Source organism: Okeania sp. KiyG1 (genome assembly GCF_014132355.1).
Classification (GTDB): Bacteria; Cyanobacteriota; Cyanobacteriia; order Cyanobacteriales; family Microcoleaceae; genus Okeania.
Genome location: NZ_BLZO01000166.1, coordinates 14,384 through 34,521 on the forward strand (window position 1 = coordinate 14,384; position 20,138 = coordinate 34,521).

Annotated in this window: 20 protein-coding genes and 4 pseudogenes; 14 read left to right on the plus strand and 10 right to left on the minus strand. The window is 34.2% G+C overall.

Translation table 11 applies throughout. The features are described 5' to 3' along the window. The first annotated feature begins 823 nt into the window (after positions 1–823). The 6 genes and pseudogenes from SAGCYANO_RS36800 to SAGCYANO_RS36820 all read left to right on the plus strand — a co-directional run bounded on the left by SAGCYANO_RS36800 (position 824) and on the right by SAGCYANO_RS36820 (position 6,442). Positions 824–2,299: a tetratricopeptide repeat protein gene (locus tag SAGCYANO_RS36800; protein ID WP_202224561.1), complete on the plus strand. Its 1,476-nt coding sequence runs from the start codon at positions 824–826 to the stop codon at positions 2,297–2,299. Then, a pseudogene (locus tag SAGCYANO_RS51000) lies at positions 2,300–2,551 on the plus strand (tetratricopeptide repeat protein); the annotation flags it as partial. 6 nt (positions 2,552–2,557) lie between these two features. Then, positions 2,558–2,836, plus strand: a complete 279-nt coding sequence (locus SAGCYANO_RS46505; protein ID WP_237397035.1) for a hypothetical protein — start codon at positions 2,558–2,560, stop codon at positions 2,834–2,836. A 548-nt stretch (positions 2,837–3,384) separates the two neighbouring features. Then, complete coding sequence (locus SAGCYANO_RS36810) at positions 3,385–4,068, plus strand: hypothetical protein (RefSeq protein ID WP_237397036.1); 684 nt, start codon at positions 3,385–3,387, stop codon at positions 4,066–4,068. A gap of 122 nt (positions 4,069–4,190) precedes the next feature. Then, the gene (locus SAGCYANO_RS36815) at positions 4,191–5,960 is read left to right on the plus strand and encodes a hypothetical protein (protein ID WP_202224563.1); all 1,770 of its coding nucleotides are present in this window, start codon (positions 4,191–4,193) and stop codon (positions 5,958–5,960) included. Positions 5,961–5,986: 26 nt separating this feature from the next. Further along, positions 5,987–6,442, plus strand: a complete 456-nt coding sequence (locus SAGCYANO_RS36820; protein ID WP_202224564.1) for a hypothetical protein — start codon at positions 5,987–5,989, stop codon at positions 6,440–6,442. A 90-nt stretch (positions 6,443–6,532) separates the two neighbouring features. Here SAGCYANO_RS36820 and SAGCYANO_RS36825 read toward each other — a convergent pair whose 3' ends face one another. After that, positions 6,533–6,856 (minus strand): hypothetical protein, encoded by a 324-nt coding sequence (locus tag SAGCYANO_RS36825; RefSeq protein ID WP_202224565.1) that lies wholly within the window; start codon positions 6,854–6,856, stop codon positions 6,533–6,535. Positions 6,857–7,103: 247 nt separating this feature from the next. Continuing rightward, entirely contained in the window at positions 7,104–8,024 is a 921-nt protein-coding gene (locus tag SAGCYANO_RS36830) for a hypothetical protein (protein ID WP_202224566.1), read from the minus strand. A 173-nt stretch (positions 8,025–8,197) separates the two neighbouring features. Here SAGCYANO_RS36830 and SAGCYANO_RS46510 point away from each other — a divergent pair, with 173 nt between their 5' ends. The 3 genes from SAGCYANO_RS46510 (at position 8,198) to SAGCYANO_RS46520 (ending at position 11,939) form a co-directional block, all read left to right on the plus strand. Further along, positions 8,198–10,615 (plus strand): hypothetical protein, encoded by a 2,418-nt coding sequence (locus SAGCYANO_RS46510; RefSeq protein ID WP_237397037.1) that lies wholly within the window; start codon positions 8,198–8,200, stop codon positions 10,613–10,615. 74 nt (positions 10,616–10,689) lie between these two features. Then, entirely contained in the window at positions 10,690–11,295 is a 606-nt protein-coding gene (locus tag SAGCYANO_RS46515; protein ID WP_237397038.1) for a hypothetical protein, read from the plus strand. Between the two features lie 143 nt (positions 11,296–11,438). Continuing rightward, a complete protein-coding gene (locus SAGCYANO_RS46520) occupies positions 11,439–11,939 on the plus strand; it encodes a hypothetical protein (protein ID WP_237397039.1) in 501 nt (166 codons plus the stop codon). 23 nt (positions 11,940–11,962) lie between these two features. On the opposite strand, the gene SAGCYANO_RS36840 is transcribed toward SAGCYANO_RS46520, so the two are convergent. Beyond that, complete coding sequence (locus tag SAGCYANO_RS36840; protein ID WP_202224567.1) at positions 11,963–12,586, minus strand: hypothetical protein; 624 nt, start codon at positions 12,584–12,586, stop codon at positions 11,963–11,965. Between the two features lie 184 nt (positions 12,587–12,770). Here SAGCYANO_RS36840 and SAGCYANO_RS36845 point away from each other — a divergent pair, with 184 nt between their 5' ends. Further along, positions 12,771–13,361: a hypothetical protein gene (locus tag SAGCYANO_RS36845; protein WP_202224568.1), complete on the plus strand. Its 591-nt coding sequence runs from the start codon at positions 12,771–12,773 to the stop codon at positions 13,359–13,361. A 209-nt stretch (positions 13,362–13,570) separates the two neighbouring features. On the opposite strand, the pseudogene SAGCYANO_RS36850 reads toward SAGCYANO_RS36845, so the two are convergent. The 4 genes and pseudogenes from SAGCYANO_RS36850 to tnpA all read right to left on the minus strand — a co-directional run. After that, positions 13,571–13,735, minus strand: a pseudogene (locus SAGCYANO_RS36850) (arsenic-transporting ATPase); the annotation flags it as partial. Between the two features lie 80 nt (positions 13,736–13,815). Beyond that, a pseudogene (locus SAGCYANO_RS36855) lies at positions 13,816–13,980 on the minus strand (arsenic-transporting ATPase); the annotation flags it as partial. 158 nt (positions 13,981–14,138) lie between these two features. Next, positions 14,139–15,326: a TRC40/GET3/ArsA family transport-energizing ATPase gene (locus SAGCYANO_RS36860; protein ID WP_202224569.1), complete on the minus strand. Its 1,188-nt coding sequence runs from the start codon at positions 15,324–15,326 to the stop codon at positions 14,139–14,141. 240 nt (positions 15,327–15,566) lie between these two features. Further along, positions 15,567–15,982: pseudogene (gene tnpA / locus SAGCYANO_RS36865) on the minus strand (IS200/IS605 family transposase). A 64-nt stretch (positions 15,983–16,046) separates the two neighbouring features. Here tnpA and SAGCYANO_RS51005 point away from each other — a divergent pair. From SAGCYANO_RS51005 to SAGCYANO_RS51020, 4 genes are all read left to right on the plus strand, one after another. Next, the gene (locus SAGCYANO_RS51005; RefSeq protein WP_375340058.1) at positions 16,047–16,367 is read left to right on the plus strand and encodes a helix-turn-helix domain-containing protein; all 321 of its coding nucleotides are present in this window, start codon (positions 16,047–16,049) and stop codon (positions 16,365–16,367) included. Further along, positions 16,357–16,548, plus strand: a complete 192-nt coding sequence (locus tag SAGCYANO_RS51010) for a hypothetical protein (RefSeq protein WP_375340059.1) — start codon at positions 16,357–16,359, stop codon at positions 16,546–16,548. Before SAGCYANO_RS51005 ends, SAGCYANO_RS51010 begins: the two co-directional genes overlap by 11 nt. Positions 16,549–16,668: 120 nt before the next feature. Beyond that, the gene (locus SAGCYANO_RS51015) at positions 16,669–17,055 is read left to right on the plus strand and encodes a transposase (protein ID WP_375340060.1); all 387 of its coding nucleotides are present in this window, start codon (positions 16,669–16,671) and stop codon (positions 17,053–17,055) included. Then, positions 17,052–17,330, plus strand: coding sequence for a zinc ribbon domain-containing protein (locus SAGCYANO_RS51020; protein WP_375340061.1), 279 nt, complete (start codon positions 17,052–17,054; stop codon positions 17,328–17,330). The genes SAGCYANO_RS51015 and SAGCYANO_RS51020 overlap by 4 nt, the downstream gene beginning before the upstream one ends. Here the strand turns inward: SAGCYANO_RS51020 and SAGCYANO_RS36875 are convergent. The 3 genes from SAGCYANO_RS36875 to SAGCYANO_RS51025 all read right to left on the minus strand — a co-directional run bounded on the left by SAGCYANO_RS36875 (position 17,323) and on the right by SAGCYANO_RS51025 (position 19,757). Further along, complete coding sequence (locus SAGCYANO_RS36875) at positions 17,323–17,697, minus strand: DUF2358 domain-containing protein (protein ID WP_202224570.1); 375 nt, start codon at positions 17,695–17,697, stop codon at positions 17,323–17,325. The two genes, SAGCYANO_RS51020 and SAGCYANO_RS36875, sit on opposite strands and share 8 nt — an antisense overlap. Before the next feature lie 425 nt (positions 17,698–18,122). Further along, positions 18,123–18,638, minus strand: a complete 516-nt coding sequence (locus tag SAGCYANO_RS36880) for a hypothetical protein (RefSeq protein ID WP_237397040.1) — start codon at positions 18,636–18,638, stop codon at positions 18,123–18,125. A 369-nt stretch (positions 18,639–19,007) separates the two neighbouring features. Then, on the minus strand, positions 19,008–19,757 hold the full coding sequence (locus SAGCYANO_RS51025; RefSeq protein ID WP_237397041.1) for a hypothetical protein: 750 nt from the start codon (positions 19,755–19,757) through the stop codon (positions 19,008–19,010). Positions 19,758–20,138: the final 381 nt, after the last annotated feature.

Below are 20,138 nucleotides of genomic sequence, written 5' to 3' on the forward strand. Positions count from 1 at the left end.
ACGTATAGAGCAATCATTGATTCATTTTCTGAAGCACCATAACTTGAGAGGTGAATAGGGAAATTTCTCTACTATTACGTATAGAGCAATCATTGATTCATTTTCTGAAGCACCATAACTTGAGAGGTGAGTAGGGAAATTTCTCTTCTATTGTGTATAGAGCAATCATTGATTCATTTTGTGAAGCACCATAACTTGAGAGATGAGTAGGGAAATTTCTCTTCTATTGTGTATAGAGCAATAATTAATTCATTCTCTGAAGCACCATAACTTGAGAGATGAGTAGGGAAATTTCTCTACTATTACGTATAGAGCAATAATTAATTCATTCTCTGAAGCACCATAACTTGAGAGATGAGTAGGGAAATTTCTCTTCTATTGTGTATAGAGCAATCATTGATTCATTTTGTGAAGCACCATAACTTGAGAGGTGAATATGGGATTTTTTCTACTATTGCTTATAGAGCAATCATTGATTCATTCTCTGAAGCACCATAACTTGAGAGATGAGTAGGGAAATTTTTCTACTATTGCGTATAGAGCAATCATTGATTCATTTTATGAAGCACCATAACTTGAGAGGTGAGTAGGGAAATTTTTCTACTATTGCGTATAGAGCAATCATTGATTCATTTTATGAAGCACCATAACTTGAGAGATGAGTAGAGAAATTTTTCTACTATTGCTTATAGAGCAATCATTAATTCATTTTATGAAGCACCATAACTTGAGAGGTGAAAATGAAGCAAGCGATCGCTCACAATAAAACTAACAAATTAATCAGTATATTCGTGGCATAATCCGTGTGAGTATCTCAAAAGCTATGAACCAAGATTTAACAGACTGGGATGAGAATTTATTGAAAGACCCAGAAACAGAATATAAAGCTATAGTTAGGTCTCTCAAAAGAACGTCTGGTTTTAGATTATTGTTTGTAGAATGTTCTCCTGCAGAAGGAAGCAAATTAATTGAGAAAATTAAGGAAGATATTCCTCAGAAAAAAATCGAAGTTTTGCGGTTAAATGAACCAACAAATAATTTATATAATTTGGTTGCTGGTTTGCCCAATAGACAGGATATTAATATTTTATTTGTGACAGGACTGGAAAATTCTCTGTATGAATATGAGTTGAATAAACTGAAAAATGGTTGGAGTAGTAATGAGAGATATAATTACAGTGAAAAGGGTGTACCTCCGATTTTAAGTCACCTCAATCAACATCGAGAAAAATTCAGAGATGACTTTAATATTTGCTTTGTTTTTATCCTGCCTGTGTATGCTTTGAAATATTTTATTCATCGTTGTCCAGACTTTTTTGATTGGCGTTCTAATATATTTGAATTTAAGTCTGACCCAGAGTTAATAGCTCAAGAATCATCTCGAATTATTCAGGAATCAGATTATGAAAAATATCAGAGTTTAACTTCTGAAGAAAGAAGGCAAAAGTTTTTGGAGATTCAAGATTTAATCGAAGATGAAAATAATAGTGATGAAGAGAAAGGAAAGCTATTATTGGAACAGGGATTAATACTAACATTAGAAAGTAAAAATGAAGAGGCGATATCTGTTTGTGAAAAAGCTTTAGAATTTAAACCAGACTATCACAGAGCTTGGAATGCTAAAGGTATTGCTCTGAGAAATTTAGAAAGATATAAAGAGGCGATCGCTGTTGATGAAAAAGCTCTAGAAATTAAACCAGACTATCACCATTCTTGGAACAATAAAGGCATTGGTCTGTATTATTTAGGTAGATATGAACAGGCGATTTCTGCTTCTGATAAAGCGATAAAAATTAAACCAGACTATCACCAAGCTTGGTTTATTAAAGGAGTTGCTCTGAGAAATTTAGAAAGATATGAAGAGGCGATCGCTGCTTGTGAAAAAGCTTTAGAATTTAAACCAGACTATCACAGAGCTTGGTTTATTAAAGGCATGGTACTGAAAAATTTAGGCAGATATGAACAGGCGATTTCTGCTTATGATAAAGCTTTAGAAATTCAACCAGACCATTATACTTGGAACGATAAGGGAGATGCTCTATTAAATTTAGAAAGATATGAAGAGGCACTTGCTGCTTATGATAAAGCTCTTGAAATTAAACTAGACTACCACTATGCTTTGGGAAATAAAGGAGATATTCTGTATTCTTTAGGCAGATATGAAGAGGCGATTACTACTTTTGAAAAAGCTATAGAAATTAAACCAGACTATCACTATGCTTGGAATTTTAAAGGTTTTGTACTAGAAAAATTAGAAAGATATGAAGAAGCGATTACTGCTTATGAAAAAGTGATATAAATTAAACCAGACGATGACTATGCTTGGAAAAACAAAGGAGATGCTCTGTCAGATCTAGGCAGATATGAAGAGGCGATCGCTGCTTATGAAAAATCTATAGAAATTAAACCAGACTATCACTATGCTTGGTATGGTAAAGGTAATTTATTCTTACAGTTAAAATTTTATCAACAAGCAATAGTTGCTTATGAAAAATCTCTAGAAATTAAACCAGACTATGAAAGTTCTATTACTAATATTGGCTTAGTTAAATATGAAATGGGAAAAATAGATGAAGCAATAGAACATTGGCAAGCTCGAACTGAAATTAATAACCAATTTGTAGAACCTAAATTAGCAATAGGAGTTGCCCTCTATAACAAAGGCAAAATTACTGAAAGTTTAATAATAGCTGAAGCAGCACTAAAATTAGACAAAAGTTGGGGAAACTTGCAGCGTCTCAAAAAAGAACTTTGGGGCGACAAGCTATTAGAAGATGCAGCAAAATTATTAGAAAATCCTCAGATAAAAGTCTTACTATCAGAGAATGAAGAGTAGGGAGTAGAGAAAGATTATTTTCCTTTTTTTCAAAATTTACTCTTTCTTCCTTCTTCCCTCTTCCTTCTTTCTTCAGAAAAAAGAACTTTGGGGCGACAAACTATTAGCAGACGCAGCAAAATTATTAGAAAATCCTCAGATAAAAGTCTTATTATCAGAAAACAAGCAGTAGGGAGTAGAGAAAGATTATTTTTTCCTTTTTTTCAATTTTGGGGGATGCACGGGGGTTTGGATGTAGCAAATTTCTCAAACAACCTCTAATGTTGATTAGTTGGAAACTTTTGGTAGGAATTTTCCCCTAAACTTCCTTTAAAAGTTATTTGACTGATAACTGATAACTGATAACTGAAATTTGCCCCCCTGGCCCCCCAATTCTGGGGGGAAAAAGAATCCATTATCTTCTAAAAGTTCCCCAATTTTGGGGGATGCGCGGGGGCTTTAATGTAGCAAATTAGACTTCTCAAATAACCTCTCAGATAAAAGCCTTATTATCAGAGAACAAGGAATAGGGAAGGGTAATTATCCATTATCCATTAATAAAATAATTATTGATTAATAAACAATTAGATATGGCAAATGAATTAAGGGAAGGAGATAATCTAGTTCCCGTTAACTATGACAGTTTGTTAGAACAGATTTTAAAGAAATTATCAGAACAAAATCTGTTTAAAATATCGAGTGATCGCCGACGTTTACTGATAAATATTGATGAGGTAGCTGCATCTATTGCTACTACAAATATTCAAAATCCTTTAAGTACTACGAAAGGTGTTCGTGTTGCTAGTGTAAATTTTGTAAACCGAGAAAAATTTCTGACTCAAATACAAGAAATAAAAGACTATTTGATAACTAATTTAGAATCTACAGAAGGAATAGGAGATATTGCTAGTTTTGTCGATAGTTTAATTGTGAATTTAACAGATTTTCAAGGGCGTGCTAGTAAACTAGGTTTAGCTTATCCTTTTGATGAACAATACACAAAATTGGAAAAACAAGAGTTAATTTTAGATTCTCAACTTCCTGGTAGTAATTCCTTACTAAAATTTCATAAACTGACAATTACAGTGGGAAATATTACCGAGTTTCAGTCTCAACTAAAGGAAGGAATTAGACGTAATATTCAAAACAATTTTGATTCGGACGATCCAGAAGATATTGAAGATGTTTATAATCTTTTAGAAAAAAAATTGAGGACAAAAATTCAGATTTTAACCAACTACAAAGACTGGTAGATGAAGAAACGTTAGGGAAACTGAAAAAAGAAGCAAAAATTATATACCTCAAACATTTACTAGATAATATTGAAACTAATGATAAGTCAGGAGTTATTTATCTGACAGATTTAATTCGGCGTTTGAGGTTAATTGAGCAATATATTAATGATGAGTCTAAAGCGGATGGATATTATGATGTTTCTTATGCTGGAGAAAAATTTAATTACCGGGATATTTTTGCGCGTTCTGAAGTTTTTGACGCACTACCAATTATTCCAATTATTGATGGTAATTTGGGAGAAACTACAAATCGAGAAACAGGAGAAACTCAATTTGTTTTGGGTTTGAAAATGAAATTAGATGGCAAAGTACAAGCTAGGGGTGGAAAAGAAGTATTTGATTATAATTTGGAGATAATTACTCATAATAATCAGGAGGAAAATGAGGAATTAAAGGCTAATCCAGAGAAAAATAAAACTTGGGCCAGAAAAATATTGACGCGAGCATTTTTATACTATTTTGTATTTTCTTGCCCAGACCCAAATGGAAAGAATTATCATTCCGATGATGAGTTAAATTATAAGCCTATCCCTAAATTTGATGAAAATGTTTTGCCTGTATTGAAAGGAGATAATGATGATGAAAAAGATAGTATTTTTCGGAGGTTGGTAAGAGGATTTAAGAAATATAGGGTGAAGCAAAAAATCGAGAGTTTAAGGATTTTAGTCAGAAACTTTTTAGATAGAGGTAAAAAATTACCTAACTGTATAGAAAGGCGGGAAATTTGTATTAATAAAAGAATTATCAAAACTGATGATGATAGTTTGTTTCAAGGTAATTTTTTTCACGATGATTTAAGAGAGAATTATAAGAAATGTCTGAGGTATATTTTTCTAGTTAAGGAAGCAACAAATAATCGAGCAGTATGTCAGCTACCTGCAAGTATCAAGATAGAAGATGTCCGTTATTTTGAAGGAAGCGATCGCCAAAATTTTCAGTGGGAATATGATGTAAAAGGAATTAAAGCATTACCTGTAATGTGGATACCTGATACAAATCCCTGTTGGAAAATTTATCACGAAAGTTTTGTGCAGAAAGGATATAAGTTTATTCTGTTTAGTTACAAGAATCAACGTTTAAATCCAGATAAAAATCAATTAAATTCGACTCAAGCATTTATCTATCGTTTTACTTGGATATTGTTATCTTATCTTTGCCTACATATTTTATTAGAGCAATATTCAGGAACAGAAAAAGAATTATTTATTCCGATGGTGCGACTCCATGAGGGAACCCATGAAAATCCTTTTCCTGCTGAAAAATTTCTAGCTAATCTTGCCAAAACATTAGCTTTTATTTTCAGTAAAAAATATCGGTGTAACTCTCAAGGATTTCGGGTAAGTAACAGTTATATTAGAAATGGTTTAAACTCCCTATATTCTGTATTGCCAAAAAAGTTTAGCTTCGAGCATAATTCTGACTCTACCTTATTAGATAAACTGGCAATTATTATTGTCTCAAGTAAACTGAGCGACTCCAGAACAGGTAGTCAAAACCGTAAAGATAGAATCGCCAATTTATTCGGGGAAGTAATAAGTATTGAACGGTTAAAAAATGGCAGTGTAAAAATTCAACCTTTAACGACATTTTTTGATAATTATCGACTCCAAAATATGTATGAGGAACCACCTATTTTAATAGATACAATCAGCGAACTTTGTTTACAAGGATATCGACATTTTTTATATGTGGCACAAGCACCTTATACCAGTACATTACATATTACTCAACAAGAGGAGGAAGAGAGACTATATTTCATGTCACCTACTATTATTAAAGCCATGAAGCAAAACCGAGATGACATTAAAATATATCCTGTATTTTTGATAAATATTATGTACACAAATTAAAATTAAAAAAACAGGAGGTGAAATCTTTGTATATTCAAGATACTCGCCAATTAATGAATATTGCTGAAGATAGTAGTCAAAAATCAGTGGTATTTTTCAATTTGTTTAATGGCATTTCTGTCGGTGGGAAAAAAACTGAGGATGAGCGATTTTATAATGGCGTTGTTTCCTATTCCACTCTGTTAGGAAAATATTATTCTGGGGTGATGGATGATGAGGATATTCGGCAAGGTTTAGTTTATGATAGTGGGTTGAAAAATGATATTCTTCAATATTTGACTTTTTTCCATTTTTCCCGGTATGAGAAACAGGAGAAAAATAGTAGTAACCTAACTTTAAAATTAGACCCTTATGAAAATATTATTGGTGATGAAGCATTGGGAAGTTTGGCAATTTTTCGTCAGATGACAGAAAGTATTGAGTTTAATGCTTTGGCTTTTTTGACAGAAGTTAATGATGCTGTTGATGGAGTTGATTTTTAATGGGAGGTGGGAAAAATAAGTTTTAAATAAATAGTAGGAATATTTCAAAAAGTGGAAAATTTTGAAGATATCTATATCTATATTTAAGAGCTAGAAAAAATCTGCTTTTACCTGAAATATCTCTGTGAGGTAGACTTTGATACTCTCAGGCAAAATCTCTGAATTTTCGGTAAAACTCAGAAAGTGGAAAATTATGAGGATATCTATATTTAAGAATCCGAAAAAATCTGCCTTTACCTGAAATATCTCTGTGAGGTAGACTTTGATACTCTCAGGCAAAATCTCTGAATTTTTGGCAAAACTCAGAAAGTGAAAAATTTTGAGACTATCTATATTTAAGAATCCGAAAAAATCTGCCTTTACCGAGAAATATCTCTCAGGTAGACTCCTACATTCTGAGGGAAAATCTCTCAAATTTTGGCAAAATTCCGAAAGTGGAAAATTCTGAGACTATCTATATTTAAGAATCCGAAAAAATCTGCCTTTACCTGAAATATCTCTGTGAGGTAGACTTTGATACTCTCAGGCAAAATCTCTGAATTTTTGGCAAAACTCAGAAAGTGAAAAATTTTGAGACTATCTATATTTAAGAATCCGAAAAAATCTGCCTTTACCGAGAAATATCTCTCAGGTAGACTCCTACATTCTGAGGGAAAATCTCTCAAATTTTGGCAAAATTCCGAAAGTGGAAAATTCTGAGACTATCTATATTTAAGAATCCGAAAAAATCTGCATTTTCGGTAAAACTCAGAAAGTGGAAAATTCTGAGGATATCTATATCTAAGAATCCGAAAAAATCTGCCTTTACCTGAGATATCTCTACTAAGTAGACTCTGATATTCTCAGGCAAAATCTCTGAATTTTCGGCAAAACTCAGAAAGTGAAAAATTTTGAGAATATCTATATCTAAGAATCCGAAAAAATCTGCCTTTACCTGAGATATCTCTACTAAGTAGACTCTGATATTCTCAGGCAAAATCTCTGAATTTTCGGTAAAACTCAGAAAGTGGAAAATTCTGAGGATATCTATATCTAAGAATCCGAAAAAATCTGCCTTTACCTGAGATATCTCTACTAAGTAGACTTTGATACTCTCAGGGAAAATCTCTGAATTTTCGGTAAAACTCAGAAAGTGGAAAATTCTGAGGATATCTATATCTAAGAATCCGAAAAAATCTGCCTTTATCTGAAATATCTCTGTGAGGTAGACTTTGATACTCTCAGGGAAAATCTCTGAATTTTCGGTAAAACTCAGAAAGTGGAAAATTCTGAGGATATCTATATCTAAGAATCCGAAAAAATCTGCCTTTATCTGAAATATCTCTGTGAGGTAGACTTTGATACTCTCAGGGAAAATCTCTGAATTTTCGGTAAAACTCAGAAAGTGGAAAATTCTGAGGATATCTATATCTAAGAATCCGAAAAAATCTGCCTTTATCTGAAATATCTCTGTGAGGTAGACTTTGATACTCTCAGGGAAAATCTCTGAATTTTCGGTAAAACTCAGAAAGTGGAAAATTCTGAGGATATCTATATCTAAGAATCCGAAAAAATCTGCCTTTACCTGAAATATCTCTCTCAACTAGACTTTGATATTCTGAGGCAAAATCTCTGAATTTTCGGCAAAAGCCAGAAAGTGGAAAATTTTGAGACTATCTATATTTAAGAATCCGAAAAAATCTGCCTTTAGCTGAGATAATGTTAATTGAAAAACTTGAGTAACCTAAAACTACTATCAATCAAAAGGATAAAAATATGTCACTTGCTGAAAATTTAGGACGTTTATTTGAAGTGGGATTTAATATTGGCGTACTTGCTGATATTCAACACCAGAAATATCCAAATTACTTTGGTGATTTATATCATCAAGATTTAGAGAAACTCAGATTACCAACTTTGGTTAGGAAAATCGCAGATGCAGAGAAAATATCTAGCGAAGGGAGTATTAAAAATCTGGAAAGATGGAGTCAATATTTTATTCAGAAAGGATTTATTGCTGGATTAAATTTTTTCCGTGAATATATCAAGTCAACTGCTTGGAAACTCCACCTCAGAAAACCGGAAGTTTTATACTATCAATGTAGCTTTGATGGAGATAATGCTTTTGGTTGTAACCCCAAGGATAAACAAAAAGTAACTAGAAAATTATTATCTCAATTTTTATCTACTGATATTTTAGATAGTCAATTAAACAATTACGTTACTAAGTACCACAAAAAAGGAGAGTTTTTACAAGCAGATACTTTAATTTTGTTACGTTATCGGAGAGAAATTAGAATTATTTGTGTAGATTTGTCGATATTTTCAATCAAGTCAGTGGAAGATTTATTATCACTGGATAATATAGAAGTATTGCGCCGAATCTTGATGAGAGATATTAAACATATACGCTCTAAAAGTGTTTTTTCTAAACTGCGAATAGATACAGGAGATGCTCAGGATTTTGGTTTAGAATTTTTCCCAGATTTGAAACGATATTTTACTGCTTTTAAACGTAAGGATAAGGAAACGATTAAGTTGATTCAAGCTGGTGCTTATGCTTATAGTTTCTATAATTTTCTCCAGAAAGAAACCGATATATTAGATAATTCTAAGTCATTACTTTTTAATGCAGTAGGATATAGCGATCGCAACATTAGTTCTCTCTGTTTACAACCCAAAAATATTAATATTCTTGAGACTTGTGCAGATATCTATCAAAATGAACCGAAAGAGAAAGAGATAAAAGTTGCTCGTCAGGAAGTATTGGAAAAAATTAAACTTAATGCCAAAAAGAGTTTTCAAAATGGGAGAAAGTTTGCTCAAGAATTATCTGTAGAAAATATTTATGGGAAGGGGGATAAGATTACTCCAGTAGTTCATCAAGAAAAAATTGATGGTTTCTTTAATTCAGTCGGAATTATCCCAGATGAGTTAGCAAAAGAAATGGATGTTACTCCCAAGTTAACTTTAAGAAATGCTCATGCTGAATTAATTACAAAAGCTCTGAAAAGTGATAAAACTTATGTATTTTTAACAGGTAATCCAGGTATAGGAAAAACCACAGCGATCGCCAACTTTCTTAAATCTCATATAGATGGCGGATTTTTATTATTTTATGTTAGTCCTCGCACTCAAGTTAACGTCGATTTAATCAATAAGTTTAAATCTAAAACTGACGATTCTTTATGCAGCAATAATATATTTGGTCTCACCACTAATTCCATTCTGATTAAAGAAAATAATGGCAAACCTACAGTTAGTTATCATTCCAATCTCCGTCAAGATAATTTCATTAAAAATACTGTCAATTTTATCCATAAGGGTTTAGTTTCCAAACATCCCCAAAAAACTGCCCGTAGAAAGTCGCGATTTTACAGAGAAACTCAAGATAATATTAAAGATGTTGGGGAAAAAAGTGCAGGAGTTCTCGATAGTATCTGCCAGGGAATATCTGCCACTATTAATCAAAATATCTCTAATAGTATTGTCGCTACAGTCTCTATTCAATCCTTAAGAAAAACATCAAATGGTGGAGATACTCTTAAGCATTTCCAGAAAATATTTCAAGATGCTTATAACCGAGATACAGGTGTGATGCCTGAAAAAATGCAAGAAATTTCTCAGAGAATAAAGAATATATTCATCATGATAGATGAAGTAACAGGAGATGATAGTGGGGTAAATTTTTTGCATGGAATTAAGGAATTTTTGAAAGATTACGATTTGACTAACCCTGAATTTGGATTTAATACAAAAGTTATTGTCGCTGATGCTTCTATTGTCGAAAAAGAGGTTATTAAACAACACTTATCTCAGACTTCTCCAGAACCAGATAAAATTTATTTTCGTTCCGTAGGGGCGATTCACGAATCGCCCCTACAAGTCGAGACTTTTGAATTTAATAAACAATCAGCAATTGCTATTAATGCTAATTCTTATCCTGCTAGTAGTTTAGATATAACTTATAAAGTTTTCCTCGAATGTTATAAATTTAATGAAGCCAAATTTAAAGATGACAATAAGGAATTAATCAAAAGGGTTCAGGAAAGTATTTTATCCGATATAAATTTATATTTGGATAATTCCGAATCTAGTCAAATCTTAGTTTATATTCAAGACAAACAGAAATTACAAAAATTAATAGAAAAATTAGTAAGTCTCGAAAATTTGAACAATATACAGACTATCTAGAAATACACGCTAATTTATCCGATGAAAAAAAGAGCAAAATTGAAGGATGTAAACAAGACGTCAAAGTTGTATTTATGACATCTTCAGCAAGTCGAGGTTTATCCTTTCCTAAAGCCAAAATAATGTTAGTAGAAATTCCTAAATTTCAAATAGAAAGAAATTTAATGGAAATCATACAAGTTATCTATAGAGCACGGGGAGAATATTGGGAAAATAACACAGCAAAAACTTTAGATAATCAACCAAAACAAATAACCTTTTATTTGAACGATCGCGCCATTTCTTACCCTCAAGAAGAAAATATATCTCCACAAGAATATACTGAAGAACAAAAATTATCCTTAGCAGAAAGTTTATTAAATATCTGGGATATTTTATTAATTCTCAAATTGTCAATAATGACACGAATAACTGGTGCAGGTAGTTTAGGAATGAAACAATTTATGATGATTCCTATTGGTGGAAAATCTATTTCTGCTGCTGGAAATACATTTAGTAGTCAAGTGACAAATCTCATTAGAGAATTAAAAAATGAACATCGTCGTCATCCTCAAAAACAAACTCTTAAAGATGTTTATACAAGTTTGACAAAAATTTTTAGTAGTGCAGATTTTGTCTTACTTGAAGATGAAAATAAATCTAAAAATCAGATTCCCAATATCGTTCTTATCTTTCACTGATAGAATCTTTTAACCAAAAATTTTCCCACTATTGTCACCGACTTGATAGATTACTAGATTTTGGCAATATCGAAACAGGTCATCTCACAGGCAATTTATTAGTAGTTCATATTTCTGAACATAGATTAGAAGAAACTTATTTGATGAAATTAGAATCACAAATTAGACAGTTTGCTAATGATGAATTAGTCGAAAAAATGAAAAAAATTAGCAGAAATAAAGATTATCCGCCTAATCTCATATCTGCAATGGAAGGTAGCGTCTTAGAATTTGTTGAATTGCTCAAGGGAGATATTAATAGAACCCAATGGTTTGAACAAAATAGTCAAAATTTAGACCAATATTATGCTCTACCATTATTTGTATTTATGAGTCTAGAAGTGATGAGTGAATATTTTAAAACTGAACCTGAAGAAGAAGAAGAAACAGAATTTAGAACCCTATTATCTAAATATGTTCATGACCTTTATCCCGCATATAATACCCTACCTATTGGTCGAAAATATCGGGAATTTCCATTTATCGTTTTTCGCAGTTATAGTTTAGGAGAAATGCGAGAAAAAATTTATAGCGATCGCTATCTTTTAACTTCCAATGAGTTAAATATTCTCAACTTAATTCTTTGTCGAGATGAGAAAGTCTGATTCAGCTGCCTAAAGACTAGAGGCTAAGATTTTTTCTTTGATTTTCTCAAACATTTCTTCTGAGAAGACTTTTTACTTTTTTCTTTCTTCTTTTGCCTCTGCTGAGTTACTTCCGGGGGCGGACCGTAATCTCCATCTGAAAAGTAGATTCGCTCTACAATATGTTGTGGTTCAACCTCAATCCACAGACGAGCTCCGCCTGCTTGACTGTTGTTAGGTTGATGGGGCTGATAAACGATTTGGCAAGGTCCATTAATTTTGAGAGCATGGCAATAATTTTTCTTACCTCCTACTTTCACAGCAACTGCTGGATGAGAAGTTTTATTGTCTCGGTTATAGTCAATAGTCTTTCGTAAAACATGAATAAAGGTATTGCCTGTACGTTCAGCCTTGTTCCAGGTTCCTTGAGGACCGCGACGACCAGGTGTAATTTCTGGAACACCTCGGCTGTTAAGAGGAATCATCCAAAATCTTTCTACCTTATAAGCTCCTACAACTCTATTTTGTTGGAGTAATATACGCAGTCTACCTGTGGATATATTGAGTAAAAATGCTGCTTCTGTTGTACGAACTTCTGTAGTCATAACTAGATCGTTATAGTATTTATTTCTAATATCTATTATGTTGAATATTTTTGATCCTATCAAATTACTCTACATGAAAATGGCTTATGGTTGAAATTTATCAAAGGCTTATTTTTATATATTTTTGACTTTTGATTTTATTTTTGTTCGTAAAACCAGATAAATTGCATAAGGAAAACCACACTTAAAAATAGCTGTTTGTAACATTTACATTAAAAAGTGTCACACAATATTAAGCTTTAAAGTCATGTCTCTTATAAAGTTTCTAAAATTTCCTGCCCCCGTTTACAAAATTTTCATACCAGGTAGACCGGATAGTGAGGCAGTTGTTTGCAAAGACCAAGAGAAGTTTTTAACCAAACTAGAAGGTTTTATTGAAGTAGGGCATAGATTCGGTTTTTCAGTACCAAAAAGAGAGCCTGAAGTTTTGGAAAAGGTAAAAAAGATTTTTTCCAAGCATAAAGTTCAGATCAATATACTTCAAGATTCTGAACCTGAAGTTGTTGAGTATATTTCGGAAGTTTTTCTACAATCTTCAACGGGAGCTGCTCTAGGTGGTATCGCTGCTTTGAATTTGTATCCGCAGTTGTATCCAATATTAAAAGGAGGCGAAAAATTACTAGAGGAATCGTTAAAACAATACATTGGTGGAAATAAAGAGATAGATATTGTCGTTCCTGGACTTGGAACAGTAATTTCTGTTGGAGCAGGAATAGGAGCATTTATCGGCGCCTTTAAAGGATATAAAACTGTTGAATGGAACCTAAAAACCTACATTAACCATAAACCAGGGCAAGAAGAACAGATTGTTTTTGATATGTATCCTCAAACAATTTAGACTGAAGGGAATTATCAAGTTGGCTAGAAATAATTTAGGCATTAGGAAAGACTTACTAAAAAGTATTGATTTTCTAATTAAATGTCGCTCAAAACCAAATAAATGATGCTTACTTTGAATTTTCTCTTGTAGGAGTAGGTTGAAAAATAATCTTTACAGCTTCAGCACAAAGAAAAATTCAAACCTCCTCCCACAAAAAAATAACTACCCTAAACTTTTACCGCTTCAGCAAACCTAATCTTAAAATAATCATCCTCCATTTTTTCCCCCCAGGTTAACGCTGCCAAAGCTTGAGGCAAAACCAAATTCCGACGATGATTACCAATTCTAATATTCAACTCATCCCCAATTTTATTCAATTGAATTTTCTCTTGTAGGAGTAGGTTGAAAAATAATCTTTACAGCTTCAGCACAAAGAAAAATTCAAACCTCCTCCCACAAAAAAATAACTACCCTAAACTTTTACCGCTTCAGCAAACCTAATCTTAAAATAATCATCCTCCATTTTTTCCCCCCAGGTTAACGCTGCCAAAGCTTGAGGCAAAACCAAATTCCGACGATGATTACCAATTCTAATATTCAACTCATCCCCAATTTTATTCAATTGAATTTTCTCTTTTAGAAGTATTGATTTTCTAATTAATTAAATGTCGCTCAAAACCAAATAAATGATGCTTACTTTGAATTTTCTCTTGTAGGAGTAGGTTGAAAAATAATCTTTACGCCTTCAGCAAAAGAAAAAAATCTAAACCTCCTCCCACAAAAAAATAACTATGCCTAAACTTTTACCGCTTCAGCAAACCTAATTTTCAAATAATCATCCTCCATCTTTGCCCCCGCAGGTTGCAACGCTGCCAAAGCTTGAGGCAAAACCAAATTCCGACGATGATTACCAATTCTAATATTCAACTCATCCCCAGTTTTATTCAATTGAATTTTCTCTTTAGGAATTCCAGGCAAATATAACTCCAAATTATAATTCCCCTTCTCTTGCACTACCTTAACAGTATTTTCCTTATAATAAACCTGACTAGGGTCCTCATCTCCATACAAAGTTTCTTTCAATCTTTCCAAAGCAGCCAAGCCACACATTTCCTCAGAATAAAGAGGCACTTCCTTCACAGGCAAAGGTCTAAAATTATCGTGAATTTCTTGCCGATATTGCTGTTGATTTTCCTTCCACTTTTTAAAGAAAGGGTCAGTCACAGAATCAGGAATAATCCGATTAGCTACTACTAAATCTGTAGAAACATTATACAAACTTAAATAAGCATGAGCCCGTAAAGACTCCTTAATTACCATCTTTTCAGGATTAGTAACTAACCGCACAGAAGTCTTAGTATTATCAGTCAAAACCTTTTCCAAAGCCTCAATTTGCTCATAAAATTCATAAGGAGCATCCATAACTTCCTTATCTGGCAAAGAAAAACCAGTAATAGGTTTAAAAATAGGCTCAAAAAGAGGTCTTAATGCCACCGACATTCCCTGCAAAGGCTTATAAAACTTCCTCATATACCAACCCCCCACTTCCGGCAAACTCAAAAGTCGCAAAGCAGTACCAGTCGGAGCAGAATCAATAATTAAAACATCATATTCCCCCTCATCATAGTGACGCTTCATCCGCACCAGACCAAAAATTTCATCCATTCCTGGCAAAATTGCCAACTCCTCAGCTTGCACACCATCCAAACCCCGCGCCTGCAAAACTTGAGTAATATAACGTTTTACAGCTCCCCAGTTTCCCTCCAGTTCCATCAAAGCATCCAACTCAGCACCCCAAAGATTTTCCCTAACCTTCCGAGGTTCGTGGCTCATTTCCATATCAAAGCTATCTGCCAGGGAGTGAGCTGGGTCAGTACTGAGAACCAGAGTTTTATGGCCTAACTCTGCACAACGTAGTCCCGTTGAGGCAGCCACTGATGTTTTGCCAACGCCACCTTTTCCCGTCATTAATATTACGCGCATCAATATTTAACCTTTTCTGAAAAATTTTTACACATCTTAACTTTAGCGGTTTTTTGACTTTTCCAGGATCTAGGGAGGTTTTATATATCAAAATTGTGTTTTTTGTCAATATATATATCAAAAAATCAGCTAAAAATTATTTAGCTGACCCGCCAATTCATCTCACACCATAATTTTAATTTGGTGTGAGATGAATTGGCGGTAAATTAGTGGGAGGAGATGTCCCACCAATTTACAATATTATTCTGGGGTTTTCTGGTTTTCAATGTACTTTGTTTAAAGTGGAAATTGTTACCCCACCGCAATTCGCAATAAAATAGGAACCATTCCAGAGAACATCGCATCCAGTGAATAGCGTTAAAATGTTGCTGAAAATTCTTTTCTTAATCGTCGGCTTGTAACTGTTTTAACGTTATTAACTAGCTTGCTTAACATCAGGTTGGGATGATACTGAAACTTTTAGGTGAACGTGGTTTTCTTCCCCATTAAATTCTACTAAGAACGCATTCCCATTTAATTAATAATTCTTCCAGGATTTCATTTAAGCGAGTCAGCATTGATGCTGTAAAAACATCTTTCCTGTATTTGGTTGTTAAGATTAAATGGGCTTTTAAATCTGACACTGAACGACCACTTGATACAAAATCCGATTGCATAGTAGTTGTCATTTTCAAAAAAAATTGGTGTTACAATAAAAGCATACACTGAGTTAAAGCAGATATGTGCACTGCCTACCAATACAAATTAAGGCCGAACAAAGAACAAATAGCCACAATAGAACTGTGGTTAGAATTGTTACGTTGGCAGTACAACTATAGGTTAGGCGAGCGGTTTTCATGGTGGTCAGAAAACCGTTGTCCGGTTAATGCTTGCCCCTTAGTGATGCCAATTCCTCAACTAAGAGATAATCCAAATTATTACTCTCAGAAAAAGAATTTGGTCAATACCAAAGATAAATTTCGGGAGTACAAATTAATTCATTCTCAGGTATGCCAGGATTGCATTAAACGGGTAAAACTAGCTTTTGTGCTTGTGGTTTAAAACAGATAAAAACGGTCAGCGATTAGGCAAACCAAGGTTTAAAGGAAAAGGTCGTTATCGTAGTTTTACTTATCCTCAAATCAAACAAGATTGCCTTGAAGGAAACAAGATTAATTTACCCAAAATAGGAAAAGTAAAATTAATTAAACATCGACGATTACCAGATGGCTTTCACTCTTAAACTGCTACGATTAGCCGTAAAGCTGATGGGTATTATGTAACTTTATCTTTGGAGGATAAATCAGTTCCCACGTTTAATTCTGATGTTAAACCCACAGCATAAAACACCCTAGGCATTGACATGGGATTAAAAGATTTCTTGGTAACAAGCGATGGAGAATCAGTTCCAATTCCTCAATACTATCGCTCATCTCAAAAGCGATTAAAGACTTTGCAAAAACGTTTATCTCGAAAGAAAAAGGGAAGTAAAAGGTGGTTAAAGGCTGTAAAAGCTGTGGCTAAACAACATAAAAAAGTAGCCGATAAACGTAAATATTTTCATTTTAAAACAGCCAATGAATTGCTATCAAAAGCTGAAGTTATCGCCCAGACGCGGAGCGGCGTGCCGGAGGCAAACTTAAATATTAAAGGACTAGCAAAGACCCGTTTGAGTAAATCAATTAATGATGCGATTTGGGGGTCAATTCCTGTCTATTTTGACTGTCAAAGCTGGAAATGCTGGAGGTGAAAACTATAGCTGTGAATCCTCAAAATACCAGCCAAGATTGCTCGAATTGCGGTGAAAAAGTTCCCAAAGAATTAAACATACGAACTCATTCTTGTCCCCATTGCGGTGTTGTGATTGACCGCGACTTGAATGCAGCAATAAATATCAAAAATAGGGCAGCAGGGCATTCCGTCCTTAAAGCACGCGCTTGTCCGACGGGGTACCGGGACTGCGAAACGAGAAGCCCACACTATAGCTTCAGCTTAGTGTGGGAGTATGTCACCTACTTCACTTGAAAAGCTGTTTTAAAACATCCAGTCGAGAAATATCCCAATAGTCAATATGACTGTTAATCAATCCATCTGCATTGAGTTTCAATTCACTCCATCCTGGTATTGCCATTCGAGGCTTCCAAGGCACAGGAGCTGTCCAACTAAGTGTCCAACGGGTTCTAATTAAATCTCCTGAGTGACTAATATCGTGTAAGTCAAGCTGAATATCATTAAACCAACTCTTAATAAAACCGATCATTTTTTGATAACGGTCAATTCCTCTAAATTTATTTAATGGGTCTTCAAAGTAAACATTTTCTGCGTAAATACTGTAAGTTTGATCGACCGGAAATTTTTGATAATCTTGTTTAAGTATTGAAATAATATCCATTTTTTATTTGAATTTTTACTACAAAATTAGGTAAGCATTTCCTGCGGAATGCTGCGCAAACAGCGGTCAGCTAGCCTCCTGTCGGAGGAACTGCGAACTTCAGCTAGCCTCCTATAGTCGTAACTACGTTATCAGCTATGAGTTATTAAGTCATTATCTTGGAAGAAGGAATTAGTATTCTAGAAGTGAAATAAGAGTGAAATAGTCCTTTCAGCTAACCTTGGTCATTGTTTGATTCTTTCTTTCAAAAGCTAATAGTTGAATGCCTACAAAATTAGAAACTTTCCATCAAATATGAAGTTCTACCCGCCACCTATGAAACTTTTATTTATGTTCCCATGATTCGTCTTTTACTCAAACGTCTTGCTACATAAATTATGACTTTTCATAACCCTTCTAAAACCTAACATTTAACATTTTCTTACTTATGGTTCCACTTCCGGCCATAAACGCTCTAATTGATAACGCCAAGCTGCCAAAGTTTTTTCACGATATTCTGAATTCATATCTATTTCACCCATTAAACCTTCTGTATAAAAGCGTTCTAAAGTTTGCATGGTTGCTTCTAAAGTTTGTGCTTGAAGTTTTGCTGCTTTAATTACTTCGACAATCCGATTTTCTATTACTTCATTAAAATAACTAGATATACCTTGTTCTTTTAAATCAATCAATCTTTGAATAGCTTTACTAAAATCTTCTACTATTAATGTAGAAAAATGATGCTGAAATACTCCCCATAATACATTTTCATATAAAGCATAGCGAGTTTCTAAAGTTAAATCAAAGTTAGCTTCAAGTAATTTATCAAGAAATGGTTGAGCATCTCCTTGAGGAGCAATCGGAATTAATATTCTCAGCCAACTTTTGTCTTCTGAAAGTAGAACTAAAAGTCGAAAATTAACTGTTTCTATTTGCCATGAAGTAGTAGATGGAATTGCCAAAGATTCTTCAAATAAATTTTTAATGTTTGAGTTACTTCTGATACCTTCATCAGTAATAAATTGATGTTATATAACTTGATTACTTTGCTAATTATAGTGGTTTTTACAACAGTAGACTACAGTAAAAATGATAGATATACCTAAAGTTTAATAAGTTGGAGAAATAGTTGTATTCTATGAAACATAAAAACCTCTATAAATTGCACTGCTGAAGCTTAATATTAACCATTTCTAACTGATTCAATGATAAACCCCCGGTAAAGTCCGGGGGTTATTTAGCAAGCTAGCAATAAGCGATCGCTACTTATGCCTTAGTTATCAATAGTTAAAACAGAACCTGTTGACTCTACCTCAAAAATATGAGAATTGCTATACCCATTCCAAAACAGCTTCTTGCTTTGTATTAGTGCGACGTTCGGGGGTTTCACGATTGAACTTCATGTGTATAGAGCGGTTTTGTTCGCCATCGACAGCCACTGCCATAATAGGATAATCAATTAAACCATCAGGGAAGGCCATCTGGAAACGGAAAGTACCATCAGAGTTGAGTTTAATAGGTCGTCCGCCAATAGTGACAGTAGCATCCGGTTCCGTTGCACCGTAAATAATAAGTTCGGCATCAGCAACTAACCAGAACTTGCGTGGGCGAACTGGTGGCATAGAAGCAGCAACACCGGACATATTCATGCCCATGCCTGAAGCAGTTAAACCGACACCAGACATATTCATGCCCATGCCGGAAGTGGTTAAACCAATACCAGACATAGTTTGACCTACACCTGAAGCAGTTAAACCAATACCAGACATATTCATGCCCATGCCGGAAGCAGTTAAACCAACCCCTGACATACTCATGCCCATGCCCATACCGGAAGTGGTTAAACCAATACCGGACATAGTTTGACCTACCCCTGAAGCAGTTAAACCAACCCCTGACATACTCATGCCCATGCCCATGCCTGAAGTGGTTAAACCAATACCGGACATAGTTTGACCTACACCTGAAGCAGTTAAACCTACACCGGACATAGTTTGACCTACACCTGAAGCAGTTAAACCAATACCAGACATATTCATGCCCATGCCGGAAGCAGTTAAACCAACCCCTGACATACTCATGCCCATGCCCATACCGGAAGTGGTTAAACCAATACCGGACATAGTTTGACCTACCCCCTGAAGCAGTTAAACCAACCCCTGACATACTCATGCCCATGCCCATGCCTGAAGTGGTTAAACCAATACCGGACATAGTTTGACCTACACCTGAAGCAGTTAAACCTACACCGGACATACTCATGCCCATGCCCATGCCTGAAGTGGTTAAACCAATACCGGACATAGTTTGACCTACACCTGAAGCAGTTAAACCTACACCTGAAGCAGTTAAACCAATACCGGACATAGTTTGACCTACACCTGAAGCAGTTAAACCTACACCTGACATACTCATGCCCATGCCCATGCCTGAAGTGGTTAAACCAATACCAGACATAGTTT